Origin of the sequence: Echinicola strongylocentroti, from assembly GCF_003260975.1 — a bacterium.
Classification (GTDB): Bacteria; Bacteroidota; Bacteroidia; order Cytophagales; family Cyclobacteriaceae; genus Echinicola; species Echinicola strongylocentroti.
In genome coordinates, this window is record NZ_CP030041.1 from 3,607,430 (window position 1) to 3,634,424 (window position 26,995).

18 protein-coding genes and 1 pseudogene are annotated in these 26,995 nt (G+C 45.6%); 8 read left to right on the forward strand and 11 right to left on the reverse strand.

Features of this window, described 5'->3' with window-relative positions:
* Positions 1 to 350 precede the first annotated feature (350 nt).
* From DN752_RS14075 to DN752_RS14090, 4 genes are all read right to left on the reverse strand, one after another.
* Entirely contained in the window at positions 351 to 878 is a 528-nt protein-coding gene (locus tag DN752_RS14075; protein ID WP_211324055.1) for a YceI family protein, read from the reverse strand.
* Positions 879 to 952: 74 nt separating this feature from the next.
* Entirely contained in the window at positions 953 to 1,402 is a 450-nt protein-coding gene (locus DN752_RS14080) for a MarR family winged helix-turn-helix transcriptional regulator (RefSeq protein ID WP_112784541.1), read from the reverse strand.
* Between the two features lie 162 nt (positions 1,403 to 1,564).
* Positions 1,565 to 4,087: an ABC transporter permease gene (locus DN752_RS14085; RefSeq protein WP_112784542.1), complete on the reverse strand. Its 2,523-nt coding sequence runs from the start codon at positions 4,085 to 4,087 to the stop codon at positions 1,565 to 1,567.
* Positions 4,080 to 4,757 (reverse strand): ABC transporter ATP-binding protein, encoded by a 678-nt coding sequence (locus DN752_RS14090; RefSeq protein WP_112784543.1) that lies wholly within the window; start codon positions 4,755 to 4,757, stop codon positions 4,080 to 4,082. Before DN752_RS14090 ends, DN752_RS14085 begins: the two co-directional genes overlap by 8 nt.
* 188 nt (positions 4,758 to 4,945) lie before the next feature.
* Between DN752_RS14090 and DN752_RS14095 the strand changes: the two genes are divergently transcribed.
* The 3 genes from DN752_RS14095 to DN752_RS14105 all read left to right on the forward strand — a co-directional run bounded on the left by DN752_RS14095 (position 4,946) and on the right by DN752_RS14105 (position 8,513).
* Positions 4,946 to 5,635, forward strand: coding sequence for an arylesterase (locus DN752_RS14095; protein WP_112784544.1), 690 nt, complete (start codon positions 4,946 to 4,948; stop codon positions 5,633 to 5,635).
* Positions 5,636 to 6,048: 413 nt separating this feature from the next.
* The gene (locus DN752_RS14100; protein WP_112784545.1) at positions 6,049 to 7,791 is read left to right on the forward strand and encodes a GMC oxidoreductase; all 1,743 of its coding nucleotides are present in this window, start codon (positions 6,049 to 6,051) and stop codon (positions 7,789 to 7,791) included.
* A gap of 11 nt (positions 7,792 to 7,802) precedes the next feature.
* Positions 7,803 to 8,513, forward strand: coding sequence for a gluconate 2-dehydrogenase subunit 3 family protein (locus DN752_RS14105; RefSeq protein WP_112784546.1), 711 nt, complete (start codon positions 7,803 to 7,805; stop codon positions 8,511 to 8,513).
* Between the two features lie 49 nt (positions 8,514 to 8,562).
* On the opposite strand, the gene DN752_RS14110 is transcribed toward DN752_RS14105, so the two are convergent.
* Positions 8,563 to 9,003, reverse strand: a complete 441-nt coding sequence (locus tag DN752_RS14110) for a lipocalin-like domain-containing protein (RefSeq protein ID WP_112784547.1) — start codon at positions 9,001 to 9,003, stop codon at positions 8,563 to 8,565.
* 270 nt (positions 9,004 to 9,273) lie between these two features.
* Between DN752_RS14110 and DN752_RS14115 the strand changes: the two genes are divergently transcribed.
* The 5 genes from DN752_RS14115 (at position 9,274) to DN752_RS14135 (ending at position 19,050) form a co-directional block, all read left to right on the forward strand.
* A complete protein-coding gene (locus tag DN752_RS14115) occupies positions 9,274 to 10,659 on the forward strand; it encodes a glycoside hydrolase family 88/105 protein (protein ID WP_170134456.1) in 1,386 nt (461 codons plus the stop codon).
* Between the two features lie 272 nt (positions 10,660 to 10,931).
* Entirely contained in the window at positions 10,932 to 11,897 is a 966-nt protein-coding gene (locus DN752_RS14120) for a glycoside hydrolase family 5 protein (RefSeq protein WP_112784548.1), read from the forward strand.
* 1,133 nt (positions 11,898 to 13,030) lie between these two features.
* Positions 13,031 to 13,312 (forward strand): hypothetical protein, encoded by a 282-nt coding sequence (locus DN752_RS24495; protein WP_162633220.1) that lies wholly within the window; start codon positions 13,031 to 13,033, stop codon positions 13,310 to 13,312.
* Between the two features lie 582 nt (positions 13,313 to 13,894).
* A complete protein-coding gene (locus DN752_RS14130; protein ID WP_112786557.1) occupies positions 13,895 to 17,161 on the forward strand; it encodes a SusC/RagA family TonB-linked outer membrane protein in 3,267 nt (1,088 codons plus the stop codon).
* A gap of 20 nt (positions 17,162 to 17,181) precedes the next feature.
* Complete coding sequence (locus DN752_RS14135; RefSeq protein ID WP_112784550.1) at positions 17,182 to 19,050, forward strand: RagB/SusD family nutrient uptake outer membrane protein; 1,869 nt, start codon at positions 17,182 to 17,184, stop codon at positions 19,048 to 19,050.
* Positions 19,051 to 19,116: 66 nt separating this feature from the next.
* Here DN752_RS14135 and DN752_RS14140 read toward each other — a convergent pair whose 3' ends face one another.
* The 6 genes and pseudogenes from DN752_RS14140 to DN752_RS14165 form a co-directional block, all read right to left on the reverse strand.
* The gene (locus tag DN752_RS14140) at positions 19,117 to 19,515 is read right to left on the reverse strand and encodes a hypothetical protein (RefSeq protein ID WP_112784551.1); all 399 of its coding nucleotides are present in this window, start codon (positions 19,513 to 19,515) and stop codon (positions 19,117 to 19,119) included.
* A gap of 729 nt (positions 19,516 to 20,244) precedes the next feature.
* Complete coding sequence (locus DN752_RS14145; RefSeq protein ID WP_112784552.1) at positions 20,245 to 21,132, reverse strand: dienelactone hydrolase family protein; 888 nt, start codon at positions 21,130 to 21,132, stop codon at positions 20,245 to 20,247.
* 247 nt (positions 21,133 to 21,379) lie between these two features.
* The gene (locus tag DN752_RS14150) at positions 21,380 to 22,168 is read right to left on the reverse strand and encodes a polysaccharide deacetylase family protein (protein ID WP_112784553.1); all 789 of its coding nucleotides are present in this window, start codon (positions 22,166 to 22,168) and stop codon (positions 21,380 to 21,382) included.
* Positions 22,169 to 22,259: 91 nt separating this feature from the next.
* A pseudogene (locus tag DN752_RS24930) lies at positions 22,260 to 23,503 on the reverse strand (acetylxylan esterase).
* 576 nt (positions 23,504 to 24,079) lie between these two features.
* The gene (locus DN752_RS14160) at positions 24,080 to 25,381 is read right to left on the reverse strand and encodes an acetylxylan esterase (RefSeq protein WP_112784554.1); all 1,302 of its coding nucleotides are present in this window, start codon (positions 25,379 to 25,381) and stop codon (positions 24,080 to 24,082) included.
* Positions 25,382 to 25,863: 482 nt separating this feature from the next.
* Positions 25,864 to 26,988 carry a glycoside hydrolase family 88/105 protein gene (locus DN752_RS14165; protein ID WP_112784555.1) on the reverse strand — a complete coding sequence of 375 codons (1,125 nt, stop codon included), beginning with the start codon at positions 26,986 to 26,988 and terminating at the stop codon, positions 25,864 to 25,866.
* Positions 26,989 to 26,995: the final 7 nt, after the last annotated feature.

Here is a 26,995-nt window from a genome sequence, read left to right on the forward strand (position 1 = left end):
CGGTAGGTGGTTGTTGGTGACGGGATAGCTAAGGTGCTGGTAGATTTTTCCAAATTTTAGAATTTTGGTTAAACCCGGATTATGCGTTAGGAATCGTAGTGAGAGCTGAAATTGCAAGAAAATCAGTTAGTTTGGAGGTATTAGCGTAGCACCGCTACGGTTATGCCGAAAACTAAAGTGAAACGGCTGATTTTGAAGCAGTTTCAGGTCGCAACAGATAGGCTAATGCATATTCCGGGTTAAAATCAGGCTTAGTGACTGCGCTGGGGCTCTCTAAAGGTTTTCCATAAAAAAAGCCATGTCTGATTGAAGACATGGCTCTATTCGTGTGTGTATATAATTAAGTTGGATTAATTCTTCACTAGTTGTATACTGGCCAAAATCCTGATAGGATCACCTACCATCACATTTCCTGCTTCTGTCACGGCATCCCATGTCAGGCCAAATTCCTTTCTGCTGATCTTGCCTTCCAGGTCGAAGCCCGCCTTGGTATTGCCGTAAGGATCCTCAGCCACACCGCCAAAGTCCACATCCAATTCGATCGACTTGGTGATATCCTTGATGGTCAAGTCTCCTTTTAGCGTATAGTTACCTCCCTCATTAGATAAAACTCCATTGGAGAAAGAAAGTTTCGGGAATTTTTCTGCGTCGAAAAAATCCTCCGATTTTAGGTGGGCATCGCGGTCACTTTGGTTGGTGTCGATGCTGTCGGTATTGGCAGAAAACGCTATTTTTGACCCGCTAAAGTCATCCGCAGGTACTTCTGCCGCTCCTTCAAATTCCTTGAATTTCCCGGTCACTGTAGAGATCACTAGGTGCTTTACCTTAAAGTTGATTTCTGAGTGTGTAGGGTCGATAGTCCATTTTACAGTACTCATAATATAGTGATTTTTATAGTTTTAAGATATTAGTTTTAACATTTAATGTCTATACACATATATAACGAAATTTTTTACCCTCTTAGTTTATCCAATAGTGAATTTAATAGGGTAACCTCTTCATCATCAAGCCCAATTACCTCATGGTTGAATTTTTGGATATCTTCATCTAGCTGGTCCAGTAGCTGTTTGCCTTTGGGAGTAATGGTAATGTCCACTTGTCTCCTGTCTGAGGGGCATTCTTTTCTTTCTGCTAGGCCCTTTTGTTTGAGCTTTTCTACTAATCTTGAGGCATTGGACATTTTATTGAGCATTCTATCCTGAATCGAAGACACAGTGATAGGTTCTGGATGATGACCTCGCAAAATACGCAACACATTATACTGTTCGGGTGAAAGACCATGAGGCTTAAAGAGTTTCCCTTGACGTGTTACTAAATAACTTTGTGTATAGAGAATATTGACTACTGCTTTATTGTATTCACTTTTAAAATGTTTTTGTTTGATCTCCTCCTCCAGTCTCATGTTGTTGCTTTGTTGTTGTATCTAATGTATATACATTTAATACAGTTAAAAGGTTTCAGGATTGGATGTTTATTTTTGATTTTTCGGTTTTATCGGGGCTTTTACCAAGGCATGAGGAAAATGAAGGACTATAATTTAGTCCCCATTTTCTCAGTTCGATAATTAATTCCCCCTTAAAATCTCCATTGGAGGCTTGTTGATAATGTTTTTGCCATTGAGCCAGCCGAGTAAGACAGTGATGGCCGTGATGACTATGTAAATCACCAAGGCGCTTCCCCAAGCCAATTTGACTGGAAATTCAAACACAAAAACACTTAACAAAGCAGTGGCTACAAAAGACAGCAAGATACCGCTCAGCGATGCCAAGCTGCCCAAGAAGAAGTATTCCAGCGTATTGATTTTTCGCACTGTTGTGCTGCTGGCCCCCAATGTCCTGAGCAGGATGCTTTCCCGCATTCGTTGATACTTGCTGATAATCAGGGAGCTGATCAATACCAAAATTCCTGTTACAATACTGAATAGGGCCATAAATTGGATGACAAAACTGATTTTGCCCAAAATTTCTTCCAATGTGTCCACGATCATTCCTAGGTTGATCACAGAAATATTAGGAAAAGACCTGACGATTTCGTTTTGTACTTTGGCGGCTTGTTCGTCGGTGTTGGATTTGGTGATGACCACATGGAATTTAGGGGCTTTTTCCAAGACATTTGTGGGGAACAGCACCAGGAAATTGGTGGACACCTTTCTGAAATTCACTTCCCTAAAGCTTCCCACATAAGTTCTTAGAGGCCTTCCTTGTACGTTGAAGACGATTTCATCACCCAGCTCCACGCCAGCACGCTCAGCATAACCCTGGTCAAAAGAAACAAAGATGCTGTCTCCAGGTTGGTTCACCTTGTGCAGTTCCCCAGCGACCAATGTCTCTGAGCTTATCAAGGAATCCCGGTAGGTCACCCGAAATTCCCGATTGTACAATCTTCTGGATTTTCGTTTTTCATCGGGAAGCTCACTGTTTTCGGACTTGTCAAGCCCATTGATCTCATCCATTCGCATGGTGACGATGGGCACCTCTTGCATGATGGGCAAGCCTTCCTCCAAAACGGCTTTTTTCACCCCTTCTACCTGTGAGGTCTGTATATCAAAAAACAGCATGTTTGGCTGGTCTTCCTTATCGGCAAACTTTACTTGGTCCAACAATTGGTTCTGGACAAAAAACAAAGTAGAGATCATCGCCGTGCCCAAGCCAATGGTCGCTATCAGCGAAATGGTCTGGTTGTTTGGGCGGTACAGGTTGGCCAGTGACTGCCGAACCGGGTAGGTCAAGGACAAAGGCAGGAACCTCTTTATCAGCCACATTACCCCGGTGCCTACCATCCAAAGCACCCCAAATGCCAATAGGACAAAACCCGTAAAGCCAAGGGCTTCTTCCCAGCCATCCAATAGGGAAAGACTAAAGCCAAATACGAACAGTGTTATGATCGCCATGACCAGCCATCTCCACGGATCCCTGACGAAGGTCGTCATTTCCGAATCCGTCCTCAGCGTCATCATTGGAGGTACATTTCGGATTTTCAATAATGGCAACAAGGCGAACAGGATAGAAATCAACAAGCCGGTGATTACCCCAAAGCCTACTGCCGCCCAAGAAATCTCGACGGTAACATCCACCGGAAGAAAATCGCTGAACACTTCAGGCAGGATAAACTGGATCAGCGTCCCCAAAAAAGCCCCTAAAATGGAACCGGCCAGTCCCATTAGGATGATTTGGCTCAGGTAGATCAAAAAAGTGTCGATGGAGGACACCCCAAGACAACGCAATACGGCCACAGAGGGCAATTTTTCTTTTACGAAGACATTTACGGCACTGGCCACACCTACACAGCCCAGCAGCAAGGCGATAAAAGCCACCAAGCTGAGAAAATCCGATAAGTTGGCAAATGACCTTCCTGTACTCTCTTTTCTTTCCTGGACAGTGTCTTCATCGATATGTGCTTCTTCCCATTCTTCCTTATAGGGTTCAATGAGTTTTTCTACATCTACCTGTTCATCGAAGCTGTAATAGCGAGAGAAGTTGATTCTACTACCGTACTGGATGAGTCCTGTTTCTTCCGCAAATTTTTTGGGAATATAGACCACGGGAGCCACGGTGGCCGTAATACCGCTTTGGCCTGGGGCTTCATGTAGTTCCCCCGCAATGACAAATGTAACCTTGCCGACCTTCACACTGTCGCCTACTTCGGCGGCAAATTGGTCCATAAGGATTTTTTCTACCAAGGCCTTTTTGGCTCCATTTCTGAATTCCTCCGCAGCCGCCGCTGGCACGGTTTCCAGCTTACCATAAAAAGGGAAAGCCCCTTCCAGTGCCCTTACCTGCACCAGTCGGCTCTCATCACTTTTGGGGAAGGCCACCATGCTGGCAAAATTGATCTCCGAAGCCATTTCCTTGGCCATGGTGTCCAGTCCTTGCTCGCCCAAAGGTTGGTTGTTTTCCAGTACTAAATCCGCTCCCAAGAGCTCTTTTGCCTGGTTATCGATGTCTTTTTCGAGGTTGTCTCCAAATGAGCTGATCCCCACCAGCGCAGCTATACCTATGACAATCGAAGAGACAAACAGTAATAACTTTGCCCTGTTCTTACGGAAATCCCGCAGGGCCATTGTTAATATCCACAAAAATCTATGCATGCTGTTCTTCTTCTATTTTTCCACCACGGATGTGGATGATTTTGTTGGTTTTGGCTGCCAATTCGGTATCATGTGTGACCAGAATGAGTGTGGTGCCCGAAGCGGTGTTCAGCTCGAAGATCAATTGCTCGATCATCTCGCCCGTATCGGTGTCCAGGTTTCCGGTAGGTTCATCCGCAAAGAGGATTTTCGGTTCATTGGCAAAAGCCCTGGCGATGGAGACCCGCTGCTGTTCGCCTCCTGATAGCTGCGTGGGATAGTGCGTGGCCCGGTCACCAAGCCCTACTTTTTGAAGCAGCTCCAAGGCTTTTTCTTTGGCGTCTTTCCGCCGCTTGAGCTCCAGGGGCACCATAACGTTTTCCAATGCTGTGAGTGTGGGCAATAATTGGAAATTCTGAAAAATAAATCCGATTTCTTGGCTCCTTACTGCAGCTCGCTGGTCTTCTGAGAGCCCTTCCAGTCGATGGCCATTCAGCTGTACGCTTCCGGAGGTGGCACTGTCCAGCCCCGCACAAAGACCAAGCAAGGTGGTTTTTCCACTGCCAGAGGGGCCAACAATGGCAATGCTCTCTCCTGCTTCTACACTGAGGTTTACCTGGTCCAAAACAGTCAGTTTGCGCTGGCCGCTTTGGTAAATTTTACTAACATTTTCTACGGAAAGTATCGCCATATAAATTAGGTGTGATTATTTTATTGGTGCTGAAACAATTCAGGCCTGTTTTTTGGTTATACCCACTGCGGCCTGATTATTTCTTAGAATTGTATGGGCTTAAAGCGAAATTTAATCAATTTTAGGGATTGGGTATCGCTTTTCAATAACTATATAAATCGTAAATCCGTCTCAATAAGTTTCAAATCATGAATAAATTACGTGTAATTTCTCTTTTATCGGTATTCTTCTTAGCTGCTATTGGAGCGGTTTCATGCAGTGAAAGCCAAAAGACGTCCGAGGAAGAAGTGTCTTCCGAAGGCAAGGAGGATGAAAAAAAAGAAGAACCTCAGAAAACCGTGCTCTTTTTTGGGGACAGTATGACGGCAGGCTATGGTGTCGATCAAGATAAGGCTTTTCCTGCGCTGGTCCAAGAAAAAATCGATAGTCTCGGGATGGCTTATAAGGTCATTAACGGAGGACTCAGTGGCGAAACATCCGCTAGTGGCCTGAGCAGAATCGACTGGTTTTTGGAGGCAAAACCTGATGTTTTTGTCCTAGAGCTTGGTGGTAATGACGGACTCCGTGGAATCAACCTTTCCGCAACCAAAGAAAACCTTCAGGGGATCATCGACAAGGTCCAAAAAGAATATCCTTCCACCAAGATTCTTTTGGCAGGAATGCAGATACCGCCAAATATGGGCGAGGAATACACAGCAGATTTCAAAGAAATCTTTCCCGATCTTGCTGAGAAAAATAACTTGGTATTGATCCCATTCCTGCTAGATGGCGTAGGCGGCGATCCCGCTCTAAATCAGCCTGACGGCATACACCCTACCGCCGAAGGCCATATAATCGTAGCAGAAACAGTATGGGAATACTTGGAACCGATGCTGTGATTGGTTAAACCAGATTATGTCAGCTATCTACAGAAGAGCGAGGTAAAGTGTTTACCATAAAACAATATATTCACCATTTATAAAAATTTTCACTAATGCCTGTTGTTAGTGAATTATTTACATTTTTGTTAAAAAAAGACTGCTCTGAGCGTATTTCTTTTAGTTCAGTGAGATTATTATTGATAATTAATTAAACACCATTGATGTTTGTCCAAATTTCTATAAATACTAAACCCTTTTAGCCAAGAAATTTTTCCTATATTTCCAGCTGAAATTCAGAGATCCTGGTAAGAAAATTCATTTACCTTTTCCTACCTAGATAAAGAATAGAAAGTGGCCATGATATAAATGGGTAGCTTTGATTTAATTAAAAAAATAGATTAACTTAAGAGGCAATTATAAAATTATAACAGATGAGTTTTCAGATAAAATCGTCCGGTGAAGCGTACGACGTGATCATTGTCGGGTCGGGCGCAGGGGGAGGAATGGCTTCCAAGATACTTTCGGAGGCTGGATTTTCGGTGGCCGTAGTAGAGGCAGGAGCGGATTTTGACCCCGCCAAGGAGGAAGACCGTACGCAGCTCAGGCCGCCATGGGAATCCCCACGAAGAGGAGCCAGTACACGTAACCGGCCTTTTGGTGATTTTGATGCAGCGATTGGTGGATGGGACATCGAAGGCGAGCCCTACACATTTGAGGGAGATACCAAGTTCGATTGGTTCCGCTCCAGAATGGTGGGGGGCCGTACCAACCACTGGGGAAGGATTTCCTTGCGGTTTGGGCCTAACGATTTTAAACGTAAAGATATTGATGGACTGGGGGACAATTGGCCAATCGGTTATAATGACCTCAAGCCCTATTACGATAAAGTAGACCAACTCATCGGGGTATTTGGCTCCAAGGAGGGGATTTATAATGAGCCTGATGGCTATTTCCTTCCTCCTCCCAAGCCGCGATTGCACGAACTGTACATCAAAAAAGGAGCCGACAAAATCGGCGTGCCGGTCATTCCTTCCCGATTGTCCATCCTGACCAAGCCGATCAATAATGAGCGAGGAGCCTGCTTCTTCTGTAACCAGTGTAACCGCGCGTGTCAAGCTTATGCAGATTTCTCGTCGGGTACTTGCCTGGTAAAGCCAGCCATGAAAAAGGGAAAAGTAGATCTCTTTACTTATGCCATGGTGCGCAAGGTGACCACCGATGAAAAAGGAAACGCCACCGGTGTTTCTTACATCAGCAAAGTGGACATGAAAGAATACAAACTTCGTTCACGTGTGGTGGTACTGGGTGCTTCTGCCTGTGAATCTGCCCGTATCATGCTCAATTCCAAATCCAAAAGCCACCCCGACGGGCTGGCCAATGGCAGTGGGATGATCGGTCATTATCTCCATGACTCCACAGGATCGGACCGAATGGGCTTCATTCCTGGGCTGCTTGACCGTAAGAAATACAACGAAGATGGGGTGGGCGGTATGCACGTCTATACTCCTTGGTGGGAAGACAACAGCAAGCTTGACTTTGCCCGTGGATACCATATCGAGTACTGGGGCGGCATGAGTATGCCTGGTTATGGTTTTGGCTTCGGCATGGATACAGTCCGTCAACATATCAAAGACGAATTTGGCAATCCAGGTACCAATGGCGGATACGGTGAAGGACTGAAAAAAGACATTCGCTCGTACTTCGGCACTATGGTGGGCATGTCCGGTCGAGGAGAAAGTATCCCCAGGTATGAAAACTACTGTGAGATCGATAACAGTACGGTCGATAAATACGGCATTCCGGTATTGAAATTCAATTATAACTGGACAGATCAAGAGGTGAACCAGGCAAAGCACATGCATGAAACATTCGAAGAAGTGCTTACCAATGCTGGAGCGGTTATCTATGGTGATAAACCAGGTCCTGATACCCAGTATGGGTTGCTTACCCCGGGAAGGATCATCCACGAAGTGGGTACCACCCGAATGGGCAACGATCCCAAAACCTCCGTGCTGAACAGCAACTGTCAAGCACATGAATGCAAGAACCTTTTTGTAGTCGATGGCGGTCCATTTGTATCTCAAGCAGACAAAAACCCTACCTGGACCATCTTGGCCCTGGCTTGGAGGACTTCTGATTACATTGTAAGCGAATTGAAAAAGAAAAATATTTAAAGGACAGGGAGATGAATAGAAGAGAAAATTTAAAACTGTTATTCACAGGTTCTTTAGCCACGGGCTTTTTCATGACCGGATGCGGTCCAGAAGCGCCTAAAGAGGTGGTTCATGCCCCCAAGATCGGTGATGGCACCAAATGGGGGCGTACCCCTGAGGAAATGGCGCTTAATGCTGCACTGAAAAAAGAAGAGTTCTTCACCGAAGATGAGATGAAAAAACTGCACTATCTCGTAGATGTAATCATCCCCAAGGATGATGTGTCAGGTAGTGCCACAGAAGCTGGAGTGCCGGATTTTATGGAGTTTATTGTCAAAGATATGCCCTACTATCAAACGCCGATGCGTGGTGGATTGATGTGGCTGGATACCCAAGCTGAAGATCGCTATGGCAAGCCCTTTATGGAAGCCACCGAGGACGAGCGAATCAAGATCATCGATGATATCGCTTACCCGGATAAGGCAAAGCCAGAAATGGAAAGAGGTGTGGTATTTTTCAATACTTTAAGAAATCTCACTGCTACAGGTTTTTTCACTTCTCCTGAAGGCTTCAAAGACCTGGACTATAAAGGCAACACGCCAAATGTATGGAAAGGAGTTCCTGATGATGTGATGGCCAAGCATGGCTTCAAGCTGGAAGAAAAATATATCCCGATATATATGAATCCCGACACCAGGCACACTCTGGCCCAATGGGATGAAGAAGGTAATTTAATTGGTTAATTGTTTGTTTTGGATGTGGAAAGGCCATCCGCTGCGGCGGATGGTTTTTTTATTCTACTCTCTGAAAGACCATTTTCCCCTTTTCTTCATTGACCAAGGGAGTAAGTACGAGCTTGTTTTCCTGCAACTCAAGGATCTTCGCTTGTTTGTTTTGCCGCTTTCCTGATTCCGAAATAGTGAGGACGGAATCCTCCAAGGTGTAAACGGCCTTGCGCTGTACCAAGGCGCCTTCACTGAGATCAATATAATATAAGCTATCACCATCGGTAAAGTGATAAAAGGTGTTGTCCAAGAACCGGGTGATCTTTCTGTCCATCCCTTCTTTGGCTTGTGGACTGGCGTTTTGGTAGCTTGGAGATTGCTTGATCTTTTCGATGGCATCGTAGCGGAGTAGTTGCCAATTACCCTTTAGCATTGCGGTATCCAGTGATTGGCAAAAGCCGTTCTGAACAATCATGAAAAATCCCAAAATGAAAAATATGCTTTTCATAAGACGGTAGATGTTCTGTTTATGGTTTCTATATATTTAGCATGAAAATAACATGCCAAATTTATCGTCCTCCTACTAGCTAGGCAATAATTATGACAGAAAAAAAAACTGTTGGCTCCAATGCTAAATTAAACTGACAGCTTTCTCCTGACAAAGGCTTGCATGGCCTTATCCCTCACAGTACAGCACAGAATTATTTTTGTAATGCTTAATTTTATATTTATGAAGTCTGTCATTTTAAAAAGAGACCCAAATTTTACCAAATAATTTATGAACATCCGACAATTACTCAAGCCAGGAATGATTGGGGTGCTAGGCCTCGCCATTGCCTGCTCTCCTCAATCAGAACAAGATCAAACCAGCACAGCAACCAAAGAAGTGCTTACTGACACCAATACACCACTGCACCTTTTGCAGCCTGATTATCCGGTGCCTTATGGCTTTCCGGAGGAAAAGGACGTAAAGGCAGTGATTGATCGGGTATATGAATACCTTGATTCGACTACTCCTACCGAAGTATTGACCGGAGAAGACGGTTCGGCTATTGCTGATTTTAGCAAAGTGGATGGAAATAGCGTGTTGAAGCAAGGGGATTTCAGGTTGCTCAGCTATGAATGGGGCGTGACCTATTCTTCCATGCTGCTAGCTGGGGAAGTCACTGGTGATGCACGGTACACGGATTATACCAAGAAGAGAGTGAAATTCATTGCCGACCTTTATCCGCATTTCCAAAAGGTGGAAGGGAAGGACCATGCCTTGCATTCGGTAGTGTATCCGGGAGCCTTGGATGATGCCGGAGCCCTTTGTGCTTCCTTTATCAAAACCTCCATGGCGGGAGTAGATACTGACGTGCGCCCCGTGGTGGACAATTTTATGAACTACATCATGAATGGCCAGTTCCGCTTGGAGGATGGGACCTTGGCCAGAAACCGACCGTTGAAAAATACCCTTTGGCTAGACGACCTATATATGAGCGTGCCGGCGATTGTACAAATGGGAAAACTGACCGGAGAACAAAAATATTTTGATGAGGCCGTTCGTCAGATCAAACTCTTTTCTGGACGGATGTTCAATGAAGAAAAGGGCCTTTACATGCACGGATGGGTGCAGGGAATGGAAGAGCATCCACAGTTTCACTGGGGACGTGCCAACGGCTGGGCAATCCTGACCAAAGTAGAGGTACTCAATGCCTTACCTGAAGATCATCCAGGCAGACCTTTTGTGTTGGACCTTCTGCAGCAGCATATCAAGGGGCTGGCCAAGCTGCAGTCTGGCTCGGGTTTTTGGCATCAATTGCTCGACAAGGATGACTCCTACCTGGAAACTTCAGCCACAGCGATCTATACCTACTGTATAGCCAAGGCGGTAAATGAAGGCTGGGTGGACGATCAGGCATATGCGCCGATGACCTTATTGGCTTGGAATGCCGTGAGCACCAAGGTAAACGACAAAGGCCAAGTGGAAGGTACCTGCGTGGGTACTGGAATGGGTTTTGACCCAGCATTTTATTATCACCGCCCCATCAATCCGTATGCGGCCCATGGCTACGGTCCTGTGATCGCCGCTGGAGCAGAAGTGATTAGAATGCTTCAAATGCATGATTTTGAAATCAATGATAGCTCGGTGCAATTGCTTGATGAGTCTGCTAAAGGCTAAGGACGCGCTGTTATAAGTGCTTTAGATGGGCCCTACGAATTTCGTAGGGCCTTTTTTATTGATGGGCAATAGTGTTTTTGAACCCAGATTCAATGCTGTTTTGGAAATGGTGCACATAGCCCAACCTGCTTTTTGTTCTTTTGTTCCTGTATAAAATGGCTTTCAAAAGACCATTATCAAATCCACCCCCTTTTTTAAACATTAAGAAGCCATATGAGCGCAGCAAGTACATTAAATTTAGGAGTACTATCAAACCAATAAACCCATTTTCTATGAACAAGTTATTTTCCTTGCTGATGATCTTGCTTTTGGGCTGTAGTGCCAGTACAGATGGCCGTCCAGCTTCCCAAGCTACTGATAATGATATAATAAGTCCACTTTCCGTGGAAGGCATACAACTGGTAGATGATCAAGGGAATCCTATAATGCTACGAGGGGTGAGTTTTGGGTGGCACAATTGGTGGCCGCGCTTTTATAATGCCGGCGTGGTCAAATGGCTCAAGGAGGACTGGAAGGCCAATGTCGTCCGGGCGGCGATGGGAGTGGAGCCAGAAGGGGCCTATTTGGATAATCCTGATTGGTCAATCAACAAAGTGGAAGCGGTGGTGGAGGCTGCCATAGAAGCGGAGGTCTATGTGATCATTGACTGGCACAGCCATCATATCCATTTGGAAGAAGCCAAGGATTTTTTTAAGAAAATGGCCACCAAATACGGGAACCACCCTAATGTGATCTATGAAATTTACAATGAGCCCGAGTCAGATACTTGGCAGGAAGTGAAGGCATACAGTGAGGAGGTGATCAAGGTGATCAGGGAGATTGATCCCGATAACTTGATTTTGGTGGGTTCTCCCCATTGGGGTCAAGATGTGCATTTGGCTGCTGATGACCCCATTGTTGGCTATGACAATATAATGTACACGCTGCACTTCTATGCGGCTACGCATAAGGATTTTCTCCGAAAACGTGCCGATTACGCATTGGGAAAAGGCTTGCCATTGTTCGTGTCCGAGTGCGCTTCCATGGAAGCTACTGGTGATGGAGAGATCAATCAGGAATCCTGGCAGGCTTGGTATGACTGGATGGAGGAAAACCAAATCAGCTGGTTGGCTTGGTCCATTTCTGATAAAGATGAAACCTGTTCCATGCTCCATCCATCCGCATCATCTGCGGGGAAGTGGCAAGCGGGGGATTTGAAGGAATGGGCCAAGCTTGTCAAGACCTACTTGAACCGATAATGTGAATAGGCTGAAAGCTAAATTTTACGTTTTAATTTTTTGTCTTGAAATCGGATTCTAAATGTGGAAAGCCAAAGGCGGATTGGACAGGATGCTCAGTTGCTAACACATAAAGTTCTTTAACCCGGTTGATGCATATTTCCATCTAACTCCGGAAGGCTTCTATTTTGTGGAATTTGGTATGGCTAAATGGGAGTGTTTAACTAGGCTTTCAGTCTGCATGAGGGGAATGTTATTTGGACACATTCCCAAGGACTTGCCTCGGGTAAACTAATCACTGCATTTTCTCTATTGTGCCCTATGTGTTTAATGTGATTACCAATGCACAATTCGGGGCAAAGTGCCAGCGGCACGATAAATTTTGTAACCTGCGGATTTATTCGCAGGAGGTTTGAGATCTTCTCAGTCACCAGAAGGAGTGCCAGCGGCACGGATGATAGCTACGCCTATACGAAAAGTGTTTTCTTTTAACCCGGATTATGCATTAGGAATCGTAGTGAGAGCTGAAATTGCAAGAAAATCAGTTAGTTTGGAGGCATTAGCGTAGCACCGCTACGGTTATGCCGAAAACTAAAGTGAAACGGCTGATTTTGAAGCAGTTTAAGGTCGCAACAGATAGGCTAATGCATATTCCGGGTTCAATGCCGTTTAGTTAGTGTGTATCTGGAGAATATGGGTTCTATATTTTTTCCTTGGGCAGTTATTTTTCTGGCTAAATTCCTAGGTGTTTTTCACCCCTTTACCTTTGTTACTTTTTTGCTTCAGGTCAAAAAAGTAACCAAAAAACCCCGCCGCTGTGCATCTATTGGCCTAAAATTAAAACCTCCCCTCATGCAGGCAAACTCCTCCTGTCTAAAGCCAAGCAGGCCTATCTAAAGGCAGGTAAACCTTCTTGAGCTGCCAACATTCTTTTTGGGCAGCATTTCGTCAAACAAGCCTGCCTTTTTGCCCACCCGCTTTTTAATTTCTTAACGCCCAATACCTGCAAGGCGGATCCGATTAATAAGTTTCTTATGGATAAATTATCATCATTATTCCATGTAGTGGTATATTTTCTTAAGTAACCAAGTTGAGCGAGAACTATAAGCCCCCTGAGCCAAAAAAGGTATCGCTTCCTTATTACGGCCCTTGGTATGCCTGTTTTCCAGCCGATGGTGGAGGTCGTTAAGAAAGTGAGTTGGCTCGCGTCGTGGAACAGCGAGACCCACTCACTTTTAGGTCGTAGCCATCGGGTGGAAATTAAAATGGGTGACGGATCTCGGTCGCAGGGTAAATCCATGTTCCATTTTAAAAGGCATACCACCGGCCTAGATTTTTTTCTTTCTTTTTTCATCAATGGAAAAAAGGAAAAGGATAAAACCCACCAAGATGATCAGGTTTCCCCAGCCAAAGTCAATCAAAAAAAGACCTCTTAGGTATATGAAAAGGAGGAAATGCCCTTAACTAAACGGCATTGATTCCGGGTTTAATGCCGTTTAGTGTAAGTTAGTGAGCATAAGGGAGGTCACCCTGCCCCTTCGACATTACGATCAGTTCAGTACGTGTAAGTTCAGGATAAACTAAAGTCGAAAGGCAAGTATTTGACTTAAAAGTCCTTTGTTGCATTTACCCGAAAGGTGTAATCAAACTATTTTTGGTAGGTATATCAAGGATTTCCTTAAAAGTTCCCAGCACATAGGTGTATGCAGGACACTTCATAACAGTTGGCCGAGAGCTCAATGATGGTATTTTTAGAAACTGTATGTGATGTTTTGGGTTTTTGATTGGATGGTAGAATAATATTTTAGGTTTGGAGTTGTTTGCTGAGCTTATATTTTTTTATCGCCTTTTGTAAGGTGTTTATAACCAGTATAGTACAGCACAAGGATTTTTTTTCCCAAGGGTACATTCGTTTTCAACTTGCCCAAAACGGGCTGAATGGTGATTTAGCAATTCACATGAGCAGGAAGTGTCCATTTTCTGTGGAGTTGGAAACGATTTTAATCAATAAACATACAATGAGAAAAAAGCAAACCCCAAAAAACCGCATCAACACCAAAAAGTGGGCGTTGATGGCAATGGCTTTTGGAGCTGTGGGAGTGAGTGGAGCATGGTCGTCCCATGCCCTGGCTTCCAGTACTTCAAGGAGTCTGGAGATGAGCGTTGATCAGATGGATAAGACCATCACGGGAACAGTAACTGTTGCGGCTACTGGAGAAACCTTGCCCGGTGTCAATATCCTGATCAAAGGTACTGGTTCTGGTACAGTGACAGACTTGGACGGTAAATTTACGTTAGATGTTCCAAGTGATGAGACGGTGTTGGTTGTGAGCTCCATCGGTTATGTAAAGCAAGAGATCACGGTGGGTTCTCGTACAGCGATCGACATCGCCATGGAGGAAGACCTCCAGCAGCTCGGCGAAGTGGTCGTGGTGGGGTATGGTACCCAAAAGAAAAGTGATATTACCGGGGCCATTTCACAGGTGTCTTCAGAAGAACTGAAAGCGACACCAATCCAAAATGCCCTTCAAGGGATACAAGGACGAGCTGCGGGGGTGGACATCGCCAGTAACGCCCGCCCAGGGGAAGTAGGCTCCATCAGGATTAGAGGTAGTCGTACTGTAGCAGGTGAAAACGATCCCCTTTATGTATTGGACGGTGTTCCCCTCCAGTCTGGTGGGATAGAGATGCTTAATCCTAATGACATCGAGTCCATAGAGGTGCTGAAAGATGCCTCTGCTTCTGCTATTTATGGATCCAGAGCAGCCAATGGTGTGGTATTGATTACCACCAAAAAAGGCAAGGATGGCCGCGCGCAGATCAATTTTGATGCGTCCATGATGGTGCAGAATTTGAGAAACTTGGCCGACTACTATGATGCTCCTGGTTATGCAGATTACAGAAGAGATGCGGCCCGTGGTGCAGGAGCTTACAGTACCGCCTATCCCAATCCAGAAGATGATTTTGACTTTTTTGGGGCCGATGCTACGGCGTGGAACAATATCGCCAATGGCTATGATTGGGTGGACCGGGAAAACCTAATCCCCTCCATGCGTCCTACTACTGCTGCTGAGCAGGAAATGTGGGGCGTTTCGGAAGTCCCTTCATATGACCCCAGTAGACTGGAAACGACCGATTGGACGGATTATGTGGAGCAGACGGGGATTACCCAGACCTATAACCTTAGCTCCAACTGGGGAAATGAAAAGACCAAGGCATTTGTCTCTGGTGGCTACTTGGACCAGACCGGTACCAATGTCGGCCAAGATTACAAACGGTACAATGCATTGGTAAACCTGGAAATTCAGGCAGTGGATTGGTTGAAGCTGGGTGGCTCTATCAATGCTAGCTACAGCATCCAGAATTATGGTTATTCAGCTGGAGGCTCCAGAGGCGGGCGAACCATTTATGAAGCAGCACTGGGCCAATTGCCTTATGCCAAACCCTATGATGCCAATGGGAACTATATCTTTAACCCAGGCGGTGACCCGAACATCGTCAATCCGATTCAGGATGGCGATTATGTGATCAATGAGAGAACCACCCTTCGCGCATTCGGTAGCTTTTTTGCGGAGGCAAAATTGGCCGAAGGATTAAGGGTGAAAACGATCTTTGGTCCGGATATCAGAAATTATAGAAATGGACAGTTTCAGTCTGCCGAATCCAGTCTACGGGGTGGAGGATCAGCCTCTTCTACCAATTATGCAAGGCTAGGACAAAACCAACAGCTATCTTGGACATGGGAAAACCTCGTGTATTATGACAAGGTATTTGGTGACCATACATTAAACGCTACGTTCTTACAGAGTTCTTCATATTGGAAAACTGAAAGCTCAGATATGACTGCTTCCGACCTGCCTTATGACAGTCAGTTGTGGTACAATCTCGGCTCTACCAACCGTGGATCTTTGGACGGCTGGGGGTCTGGTTTTTCTGAGCGAACCCTCATGTCCTACATGGCCAGGTTCAATTACTCGTATAAAGACCGATACTTGCTTACTTTGACGGGACGCTCAGATGGAGCTTCTGTATTAAGTGAAGGGAATAAATGGGATTTCTTTCCTTCATTCTCATTGGGTTGGAAGATCCACGATGAGGCCTTTATGTCAGATGTGAATTGGGTAAACCAGTTGAAATTAAGAGTAGGGATGGGTACTGTAGGTAACCAGACAGTAGGGCCATATGGAACCGCTGGAGGATTGGTGCAGGTGCCGTATGTCTTCGGAAGTGATCCTGCCAATGGTTATGTAACCGGAAACCCAAAGGGCTCTGCTCAGGGAGCTTTGCCTAACCGAAACCTTGGATGGGAAAAAACCCAGCAGTGGAATTTCGGCTTGGACTTTGGTCTTTGGAAAGACCGTTTGTATGGTAGTGTAGAGTATTATTCTGCTGATACTTATGACCTGCTATTTGATAAAACACCAAATTCGGTAACTGGATACAGCAATATCACCATCAATACCGGGAAAGTACGAAACAGCGGGGTGGAGGTGACCTTGTCCTCATTGAATATCGACAAGAATGACTTTAGCTGGACCACTGATATCAACTTTTCCAAAAATAAAAACGAAATCATCGAACTGGCAAATGGAAAGCAAGACGATGTGGTGAACCAGCTATTTATTGGCCAACCCCTTGGTATTTATTATGACTATAATAAAATAGGTATTTGGCAGTTGAACGATGCGGATTTATTGGAGCAATACAGCGAAAATGGCTCAGATTACGAGCCAGGTGATATCCGTGTCCAAGATGTCAACGGTGATAATCGAATAGATCCCAATAATGACCGGATGATCCTGGGCCAGACGGCACCAAAATGGACGGGTGGTATCACCAACACCTTTAACTATAAGAACTTTGAACTATCGGCTTTTGTCTATGCCAGATGGGGATACCTGGTTCAAGGGGGGGCGGTGGACATGTCCGGAAGATATGCTTCCAGGGTCATCGATTACTGGACACCCACCAATCCTACCAATGCCTATCCAAGAGCCGATTACAATAATGGCGGTCAGCCCATTCATTACAGTGCGATGAACTACCAAGATGGATCATTTGTGAAAGTTCGTTTTATCTCACTGGGATATACCTTCCCACAGGACATTATTGGGAAATGGGGCATGAGCAATTTGAAGCTCTATACACAGGTGCAGAATCCATTCCTGTTTTCAAAAACAGACTTCATCGACCCGGACAGCAGCTATCAGATCGGCGGCTCCAATCCAAGTGCATCCAGCATTACGACGAGAAGTTTTGTGTTTGGTCTGAACATGACTTTCTAAACCCCTAAAACCTGAATATTATGAAAAAGAATATCTTCATCATAGCACTGGCAGCCGGTAGCCTCTTTTCTTGTCAGGATTTCCTGCAGGAAGAAATGGTCGCTACCCTGACCCAGGAGAGGTACAATTCGCCTGAAGGAATTGAAGAATTGGTCAATGGTGCCTATGAAGGGCTCCGGTTTCACCATAATTACGAGTGGTCTTATGCATTGACCAACTACGGTACGGATGAATTCACGAATGGGGGTGGTGTAAATCATGTAATGTATAATACCTACACCGGCCTGCTCAATCCCGCAGAAGAGACTGATTTACGGCCTTTGTGGGACAATATGTATGCGCAGATCAATGTCTGCAATATTGGTGTCCAGAATATTCCAGAGGTATATACCGACCCTAATTCCGCTACCACCAGAGATACTCGCTTAGGTGAGGTATTGTTTCTGAGAGGGTTTAATTATCTGAAGCTCGTGGAGCAATTTGGTGCGGTACCGATGAAGCTGACACCTACGGAAGGTGATGAAGCTGATTTTCCCCGTGCCACTGTGGCCGAAAACATGGCCCAAATCATCAGTGACCTGAGAAGGGCAGAGCAGCTCTTGCCTCCTACGGCTTCGCAGGTAGGGAGGATTACCCAATCTGCCGCTCAGCATTACCTGGCCAAAGCCTACCTTTTCAGGGCCAGTGAGCGCAACGCAGAAATCACCCAGGCCAATGACCTGGACAGCGCAGCTTACTTTGCAGACGAGGTGATCAATAATTCGGGCAGGTCACTAGCTCCGGATTATCAGGACATTTTCGAATATACAGCAGTAAATGGACCCAATGAAAGCTTGTCGGAGATCATCCTTTCTTCCCAGTTTGATAATAACCAAGCATTGCTGGGTAGGTATGGAAACCAGACGCACATGTACTTCCTGTCCATTTACCGTAACTTCCCCGGCATGACCAGGGATTTGGAAAATGGCCGTGAGTTTGATCGGTTGAAGCCTACTGATTTTGCGTTGGACAATTTTGACCGAGTGAATGACTCCAGGTTTTACAAGAGTATCAAGACGTCTTATATCGCTTCGTTGAGCAGTGACAATATCCCTGAGTGGACAGCGGACAATGCACCAAGTCCAGAAATGGTGGGACAGCCAAAATTCACCCAAGGGGATACAGCGATCATTTATTTGATCAATGAAGCCAGCGATCAGCGGTTTACAGATGACTATAAGGATTCTTTCGCTCCTTTGATGCTAGTAAGAAATACGCCAGATGGCACGGACTGGGGCTTGAGTACCTACCCTTCCCTTTCCAAGTACTTGGATCCCTTCCGTACCAACTTCAATGATGCCAAAGGCACACGAGATGGGATTTTGGCCAGACTTTCTGAGACGTATCTGATCGCGGCAGAGGCTTATGGCCGCATGGAGAATTATGGGCAAGCATTGCAATACATCAATGAGGTAAGGCAAAGAGCAGCGTATCAGGCAGGTGAAGAAAGGGGCAGGGTGTACCATCTTGCTGAGGAAGTGCCTTATGAGGAAAATGGCAGTACTGCGGAAGATATGATCGCGACAGAAGCGGTGTTTACGCCCGGGACGCCAGAAGCTGCCACGGAGATCTATCCTGAAAGTGTCGGCTCCAAGGCAGACATGTTTGTACACTTTGTGTTGAATGAACGAGCCAGAGAGTTGTTGGGAGAATTTCACCGATGGGTGGATCTTTCCCGTACAGGGACATTGCTCCAGCGTGCGAGGGCATTTAATCCAGAAGCAGCTCCCAATGTTTCAGAAAGGCATATCCTGAGACCAGTGCCACAGAGTTATCTGGATGCGCTCATCATCAATGGCCAGCCATTGACTGCGGCAGAAAAAGATGCCATGCAGAACCCTGGATACTAAGGGAATTAGTACGAGTTTTATCCATGTAAAAGCCAGTTTCCTTCAGGGAGCTGGCTTTTTTATTCCCTATTTGGAGTCACTTTCCAAGACAGGGCCTCTAAACATAAGGGATCCAAAAATCACGGCGAAAATCAAATAGATAACAGCTAGCCCCCACATCAAATGGGCTATGGTGAAATCCGAAAATACAAACTTGATCAAGGCCATGCCCGCAATCATAAAATGTCCAAAATTACCTAGCACCAATGGTCGGTTATAGATGCCACCGATGAGGCTGTTTTTCTGCATCCAGTTCATGGTGCCAAAAGCAATGTACAGGGCTCCGAGAAGCTGTAGCATCATTATGCTCACTGGTGACTGACCAGAGCCGATATGAAGGGCAAGCTCTTTAGGTAAAAAAGTAAACCCAATCCCCAAGCCAAATAAGAAAATGGCACTTGCCGTCATGATGAGTTTTGTGTGCATTATTATTGTCGTTTGGTTACTGAAGCTTCAAGGTAAAAGCTTTTTATTTGACATAAAAGCAACCAAAATCTTAAAAATGAGGCCGAAAGATAATTTTAATAATAGGAACCTCAAGGGAAACGGTTGTTTAGCCCGGATTATGCGTTAGGAATCGTAGTGAGAGCTGAAATTGCAAGAAAATCAGTTAGTTTGGAGGCATTAGCGTAGCACCGCTACGGTTATGCTGAAAACTAAAGTGAAACGGCTGATTTTGAAGCAGTTTCAGGTCGCAACAGATAGGTTAATGCATATTCCGGGTTTAACCTCCAATTATTCTGGGAATGGCTCTTCGGGTTAAATGCATGCCTTTCAGTATAGCACAGAATACTTTTGGTGGGAGTGTTTGGTATTTTTGTCTTAAGAATAGAGCAGCCGATGGCAACAAGCTATCTGCTTTATTACAATGCTAACGTAAGCGTTAATACAAATGGGTTTATTTTGACGTTTGAAAAGGGAGTATTTCGAACGTTTGAAAGCCCCGGGAATTTACCCGGGGTTTTTTGCTTTTTTATGGGGCTCAAGCGGAATAGCTGGGGCTGATAGAACGCTGATGACGCAGATGATTATGATTTGCGCTGATTTTTTTTATAAAGTGCTTGGCGCCTTCGTGGCTTAATTTTGCGCCACAAAGTCTCGAAGTCACAAAGGGGGCTTTGGTGGCCTTCAGAAACAGAAGTTGATTCAGTATGCTTAGGTCAGGTTTTCCTTAAAGAACTCAATGGTTCTTTCCCAGGCCAGTTTAGCCGATTCCTCATCGTATCGTGGAGTGGTGTCATTGTGGAAGCCGTGGTTGGCATTTGGGTAAAAGTAAGCCGTGTAGGGCTTGTTATTTTTTTTGAGGGCTTTTTCATAAGCCTCCCACCCGGTATTGACCCGTTCGTCCAGTTCTGCATAGTGAAGCATCAAGGGAGCGTTGATTTGGGAAACCAGCTCCAGCGGAGGCTGACTACCGTAAAAAGGCACAGCAGCTTTGAGCTTAGGTACTTTTACAGCCATCATGTTGGATATCCAGCCACCAAAACAGAAGCCAACTACACCGATATTTCCGGTACATTCATCACTTGCCCGGAGATAGTCAAATGCCGCCATAAAATCCGCTAGCATCTCATCCCGGTCCCGTTGTCGCTGCAAGGCCCTGCCTTCATCGTCATTGCCCGGGTAGCCTCCGAGAGGAGTGAGTGCGTCCGGTGCGATAGTGATAAAGCCAGCGTCGGCAGCCCTTCTGCCTACATCGGCAATATAGGGGTTGAGCCCACGGTTTTCATGGACGATGACTATTCCCGGGAGTTTTCCCTTGGCATTGGCCGGTCTGGAGAGCTGTGCAGCAATTTTGCCGCCACCTTTGGGAGAGGAATAGGTGATGGTTTCTGTTTTTAAGGCGGGGTCATCTTGGCTTATTTGAATATTGTCCTGATAATTGGGCATCAAAAAACTGGTCAATGAAGCGAGTGTGATTCCTCCTACCGCATATGCGGAAAGCTTTTCTAAAAAAACACGACGTTCTAATTTATTGTGGGCATAAGCGTCATAAAGATCAAAAACTTCCTGTTTGATATCTTTTTTGCTGAGCTTTTTCATGTATGGGGAGGATTATCTGTTGAAACGTAAGTTATTGATAGTAAAATTGGTAAGCGGTGATTAAGTTACGCAAAAATCCATATAGTCAAAAGAATTGTTGACGATGGGGCACGGTTGCTCGTAGTTAGCGAAGTCATAGAGCTAATGAATTCAGCCCATTTACCTACCACATACCACATACCACATACCACCTGCTACATACCACCTACCATCCCCTTCGTGTTTGATATTCCCCCCCCTTCACTTTTCAATTTTTGTAAGGTTTGCTTGTATCGATCGCAATTGATTTTTTGGCTTCATCGGGGTCGATGTATTGTGCCAAATCCCTAAGCGAAATCACCTGATAGTGATTATCCTTTAGGAATTGCAAGTACTCCTTAAAGAGAGCCGGAGGTGTGTTTACCCAAGGATGTTCGATGTCAGGCACGCCGTGGATGGTTAAGACTACCACCTTGCCATTTTTAGCTGCTTTCAGTGCATCCATGATTTCGGCTTTGTTGTCTTCCTTGGTGGCCCAGCTGGGGATCAGGTAGGGATGGTCTTTTACAGGATCATATCCGCGCTTTCCCCCTGCTCGGGCAAAGTCATAGCCTTTTTCTTCCAAGACTTCAAAACACGTCTCGCTGATGTCGTAAGCAGGGTAAGCAAAGCTCCTTGGGGCGGGGATTCCCAAGGAATCGCACTTGTCCTCAATATATCCCAACTGCTCGATGATTTGCCGTTTGTCCAGCTCATTGACATGGGCATGGGTCTTGGTATGGTTGGCCACTTCGAACCCCATCCGATCCAGCGCCTGCATCTGTCGCCAGTTCATGTATTTGGTGCTGTCGGAGAAGTTGGGAGGAAATTCACAGACAAAGAATGTCGCCCCAAATCCATACTGCCTGAGCAAAGGTGCCACCACGGAGTAATGACTGGCTGGCGCATCGTCAAAGGTGAGGACTACCAGCTTGTCTGGGATAGGCTGTTTTAGGATTTGTGAAAAAGGTAATACAGGAAGTGTACAGAGAAGGGAAGTTAAAATGGTTTTTCTCATGGTGTTTTGGGGTTAATTTAGAATAGAAATAGCCTTCATAACGATAAACCGGTTTGAAAGAATGGTGTGAAGTGGGGATTGATTTCTTTTTCTATTTTAGAGTGGACTTTATCCAGTCCAGAATGACCCTCCGGGTTTTTTCTGATACCCAGTGTTCATTGATAGGGGTGATATAAGCCTCTTTTTCGGTATCCAAGGAGTTGTAAACAATATAGCTTGTGGTGGGAGGGCAGGTGTTATCATTATAGCCCCAAGTCATAAATACCGGTACGTCGATGAGCTTGGCGAAATTGACCACATCGTAATACTCGAGTGTCTTGAGCTTTTCGGGCGTGTCCATACCGTCAAAGTTCTTAAAAAGGTGGGGGTATCCTCCTGCTCTTCCAGCTTTATAACCTGCCATGTCACTGAGCGCAGGGTGGTTAGCCGCACAAGCGGTGACCCGATCGTCCAGACCAGCAGTGATCAGGGCAAGGTGGTCAGGAAGTCCAGTGCACGGACACAGGAAAGGTAAACCTTCTTCATATAATAACTGTCGCGGTCATCCAGTCCGTTGACCAGATAGCTGTTGTTTCCATTGCCAAATGCCTTACTGATCTCCTTGTACGTTGTGCCGTCCAGGTCGGGACGGATGCCATGGATTTCCATGTCAAACCTGATGACATCACTTTCGGCATAAAAAATATGCTTAAGCGGATTCATCGGTTTGATACCTGCGCCCGGCGGGGCAAAGACTACAGGAAATTTACCTGTTTTTTTGGGTACGGTAAGGTAGCCATACACCTGCTGGCCTTTCTGGTAGGCTTGGAGTTTGACCAGGTAGCAATTCACCTTGTTGCTGGAGTATTCAGGTACGAAGACCTTTTCGACCTCCATCGGTGTCTGGGCAGCTTCCCTTTTGGCCTGGCTCCAAAAAGCTTCAAAATCATCTGGGAAATTGGTGTACGGTTGGAGCTTTTCCGGTTCGAAACCCACCTTTACATGGTGCTTATACGTCTGTCCATGAAGTGTGACCGTAAGCCAGCAGTCCCTAAATCCCGGTTCATTGGATGTGCCTAGAGAGACTGTTCCTTTGCCGTTTTTTATGTCAATGAATCCAGCTGTGTCAGGATCAAGCATTTCTGGTCCTACCGTATAGTGGACCTTTGCATTGGCCACCGGCATTCCAAATTCATAAAGGGAGACCGTGACTTTAGCTTCTTCTCCGAGTTCATAAAGCCAGTTGGAATGATCAGGTTCTGTTACCCAGAGTACGTTACTTCTGGAAGGGTAGTTCTGGGCAGTGGCAGACAGAATACCCAAAATGGTGAATAAGAAAGAGAGGACAGATTTCATGGGGTGTTTTGTTTTGGTCGTAGAAATATAAAAAAGGGTTCTAGATGATTTAATGTGGGTAACGTTTACTTTGTTTGTCGAATTTTAGCGTGGCTCTCAGCTTGTTACCTTGTTACTTTTTTGCTTCAGGTCAAAAAAGTAACCAAAAAAACCCGCTGCGGTGAGGTATTTGACTAAAATCAAAGCCAGCACTCGCGCAGGCAAACTCCTCCTGTCTAAAAGCTAAGTAGAGCTAAAGGAAGCCAGGTAAACCATTTGAGCGGCCAATCAACTTTTTGTGCTGATTCACGTCAAACCTCTCAGGCCTGTCTAGCAGCCAGATAGACCTGTCTAGGCCGCCAGGCAGGCAAGCCTGCGCCTTTTCCAGCCCACTTCTTTGATTTCTTAACGTCAAATACCTCAAGGCAGAGCAGAAAATTCCCCATTGAAAAGGATCATGAATCAACGGTAAAATAACCGGGCACTTATCTCCCCTCCCTCCTATAATCCATATAGCGCCAATTTAGAATTGAAATAGCCTTCATAACGATAAACCGGTTTGAAAGAATGGTGTGAAGTGGGGATTGATTTCTTTTTCTATTTTAGAGTGGATTTTATCCAGTCCAGAATGACCCTACGGGTTTTTTCTGATACCCAGTGTTCATTGATTGGGGTGATATAAGCCTCTTTTTCGGTATCCAAGGAGTTGTAAACAATGTAGCTTGTGGTGGGAGGGCAGGTGTTGTCATTATAGCCCCAAGTCATAAATACCGGTACGTCGATGAGCTTGGCGAAATTGACCACATCGTAATACTCGAGTGTCTTGAGCTTTTCGGGCGTGTCCATACCGTCAAAGTTCTTAAAAAGGTGGGGGTATCCTCCTGCTCTTCCAGCTTTATAACCTGCCATGTCACTGAGCGCAGGGTGGTTAGCCGCACAAGCGGTGACCCGATCGTCCAGACCAGCAGTGATCAGGGCAAGTGCTCCGCCTTGGCTGCCTCCTTGGGCAATGAGGTTTTTGCCATCCCAGGCGGGCAAGGTGGTCAGGAAGTCCAGTGCACGGACACAGGAAAGGCAAACCTTCTTCATATAATAACTGTCGCGGTCATCCAGCCCGTTGACCAGATAGCTGTTGTTTCCATTGCCAAATGCCTTACTGATCTCCTTGTACGTTGTGCCGTCCAGGTCGGGACGGATGCCATGGATTTCCATGTCAAACCTGATGACATCACTTTCGGCATAAAAAATATGCTTAAGCGGATTCATCGGTTTGATACCTGCGCCCGGCGGGGCAAAGACTACAGGAAATTTACCTGTTTTTTTGGGTACGGTAAGGTAGCCATACACCTGCTGGCCTTTCTGGTAGGCTTGGAGTTTGACCAGGTAGCAATTCACCTTGTTGCTGGAGTATTCAGGTACGAAGACCTTTTCGACCTCCATCGGTGTCTGGGCAGCTTCCCTTTTGGCCTGGCTCCAAAAAGCTTCAAAATCATCTGGGAAATTGGTGTACGGTTGGAGCTTTTCCGGTTCGAAACCCACCTTTACATGGTGCTTATACGTCTGTCCATGAAGTGTGACCGTAAGCCAGCAGTCCCTAAATCCCGGTTCATTGGATGTGCCTAGAGAGACTGTTCCTTTGCCGTTTTTTATGTCAATGAATCCAGCTGTGTCAGGATCAAGCATTTCTGGTCCTACCGTATAGTGGACCTTTGCATTGGCCACCGGCATTCCAAATTCATAAAGGGAGACCGTGACTTTAGCTTCTTCTCCGAGTTCATAAAGCCAGTTGGAATGATCAGGTTCTGTTACCCAGAGTACGTTACTTCTGGAAGGGTAGTTCTGGGCAGTGGCAGACAGAATACCCAAAATGGTGAATAAGAAAGAGAGGACAGATTTCATGGGGTGTTTTGTTTTGGTCGTAGAAATATAAAAAAGGGTTCTAGATGATTTAATGTGGGTAACGTTTACTTTGTTTGTCGAATTTTAGCGTGGCTCTCAGCTTGTTACCTTGTTACTTTTTTGCTTCAGGTCAAAAAAGTAACCAAAAAAACCCGCTGCGGTGAGGTATTTGACTAAAATCAAAGCCAGCATTCGCGCAGGCAAACTCCTCCATTTGAGCAGCCAATCAACTTTTTGTGCTGATTCACGTCAAACAATCCTGCGCCTTTTCCAGCCCACTTCTTTGATTTCTTAACGTCAAATACCTCAAGGCAGAGCAGAAAATTCCCCATTGAAAAGGATCATGAATCAACGGTAAAATAACCGGGCTCTTATCTTCACCCACTAGAATCTATATAGAGCCAAAAAAAGTCACCTTTTGTACGCTAAAGGTGACTTTTTCATTCTTATACAATAGTGTTTTTAAATCAATTCAGAAAGGCTTAATCTACTAACTTATACACTTCAGTCGCCGCCAGTAGAAAACAGCCCAAGCCATAATCTTCAAAATCCGGTTTGCTGGTGTAAGTGACCGGTTGACCGTCTTTTGGTTCTTTGCCAGTGCCTTGTAGATAACCTAGGAAACCATTGTCATGTATGGCTTCGGTAGATATCGCATTCCACGCTTTTTTGATAGCAGGCATATACACTTCTTTTTCCAGGAGGCCATTGTTTACGCCCCAGGCCATGCCGTAAAGGAAGAGTGCTGTACCGGAAGTTTCTTTGCCTTCAAAGTGTGTAGGGTCATGTAAGCTGACATTCCAGAAGCCGTCTGTACGCTGTACTGTCAATACTGCCTTTAGCATGCGTTGGAGCATTTGTACGTATTCGAAGCGGTGCGGGTCATCAGCGGGAAGAAGTTCCAAGGTGCGCACCATGGCAGCCACCACCCAGCCATTTCCACGTGACCAGTAGCAATCATTGCCATTGGGTTCTGCATAAGGGGGGCGGAAGTCACTGTCTCTCCACCATAGGTCGTCATGGGGATTGAACAGGCCTTGGGTTACTTTAGTGTCCATGTACATTTCGTACATGCGCTCAGAGTACTTGGCGTCACCGGTAAGGCTGGTCAGCTGAGCAAATACCGGCATGGCCATCTGCAGGGCGTCGATCCAGTCCCAATCGTTGATTTTGTAGGTGTCCATCATCGCGTCGATAGAGGCTTGGATATGCTCGATACGTTCAGGTTTTTGGTCGATTTCGTAGAGCATGATATAAGTCTGGCCGGCACAGTGATTGTCAGCGTGACGTGTTTGGGTGCCATTTCGAAGGTCCCAGCTGTGCGATTCTCCCCATTTCACGGCATAGTCATAATAAGCTTGGTCTTGTTTCAGGCCATAGAGGGCCATCAGCCCTTCATAGTAAACAGCTCGGGTCCATAAGTTGCTGCTGCGTTCTTTGTTGGTGATGACATTTTGGCCAGGATCAGGCCATTTTTCCATAAAATAGTTGTTGGTCAAGACCATCTGATCCATGACCTCTTCTTTGGAGGGAAGCTCTTGGGCTGTTGAGACACTTGCCAATAGCATGATGGTGGCAAGGAAGGCGGTTATTCGTCGGAATTGCATTTTTTAG

Coding starts and splice junctions, on each gene's coding strand:
- DN752_RS14085 (WP_112784542.1), bottom strand. CDS start 4,087: ATGCATAGATTTTTGTGGATATTAACAATGGCCCTGCGGGATTTCCGT.
- DN752_RS14100 (WP_112784545.1), top strand. CDS start 6,049: ATGAGTTTTCAGATAAAATCGTCCGGTGAAGCGTACGACGTGATCATT.
- DN752_RS14120 (WP_112784548.1), top strand. CDS start 10,932: ATGAACAAGTTATTTTCCTTGCTGATGATCTTGCTTTTGGGCTGTAGT.
- DN752_RS14140 (WP_112784551.1), bottom strand. CDS start 19,515: ATGCACACAAAACTCATCATGACGGCAAGTGCCATTTTCTTATTTGGC.
- DN752_RS14090 (WP_112784543.1), bottom strand. CDS start 4,757: ATGGCGATACTTTCCGTAGAAAATGTTAGTAAAATTTACCAAAGCGGC.
- DN752_RS14110 (WP_112784547.1), bottom strand. CDS start 9,003: ATGAAAAGCATATTTTTCATTTTGGGATTTTTCATGATTGTTCAGAAC.
- DN752_RS14160 (WP_112784554.1), bottom strand. CDS start 25,381: ATGAAATCTGTCCTCTCTTTCTTATTCACCATTTTGGGTATTCTGTCT.
- DN752_RS14105 (WP_112784546.1), top strand. CDS start 7,803: ATGAATAGAAGAGAAAATTTAAAACTGTTATTCACAGGTTCTTTAGCC.
- DN752_RS14115 (WP_170134456.1), top strand. CDS start 9,274: ATGAACATCCGACAATTACTCAAGCCAGGAATGATTGGGGTGCTAGGC.
- DN752_RS14150 (WP_112784553.1), bottom strand. CDS start 22,168: ATGAGAAAAACCATTTTAACTTCCCTTCTCTGTACACTTCCTGTATTA.
- DN752_RS14135 (WP_112784550.1), top strand. CDS start 17,182: ATGAAAAAGAATATCTTCATCATAGCACTGGCAGCCGGTAGCCTCTTT.
- DN752_RS14095 (WP_112784544.1), top strand. CDS start 4,946: ATGAATAAATTACGTGTAATTTCTCTTTTATCGGTATTCTTCTTAGCT.
- DN752_RS14080 (WP_112784541.1), bottom strand. CDS start 1,402: ATGAGACTGGAGGAGGAGATCAAACAAAAACATTTTAAAAGTGAATAC.
- DN752_RS24495 (WP_162633220.1), top strand. CDS start 13,031: ATGCCTGTTTTCCAGCCGATGGTGGAGGTCGTTAAGAAAGTGAGTTGG.
- DN752_RS14145 (WP_112784552.1), bottom strand. CDS start 21,132: ATGAAAAAGCTCAGCAAAAAAGATATCAAACAGGAAGTTTTTGATCTT.
- DN752_RS14165 (WP_112784555.1), bottom strand. CDS start 26,988: ATGCAATTCCGACGAATAACCGCCTTCCTTGCCACCATCATGCTATTG.
- DN752_RS14130 (WP_112786557.1), top strand. CDS start 13,895: ATGAGAAAAAAGCAAACCCCAAAAAACCGCATCAACACCAAAAAGTGG.
- DN752_RS14075 (WP_211324055.1), bottom strand. CDS start 878: ATGAGTACTGTAAAATGGACTATCGACCCTACACACTCAGAAATCAAC.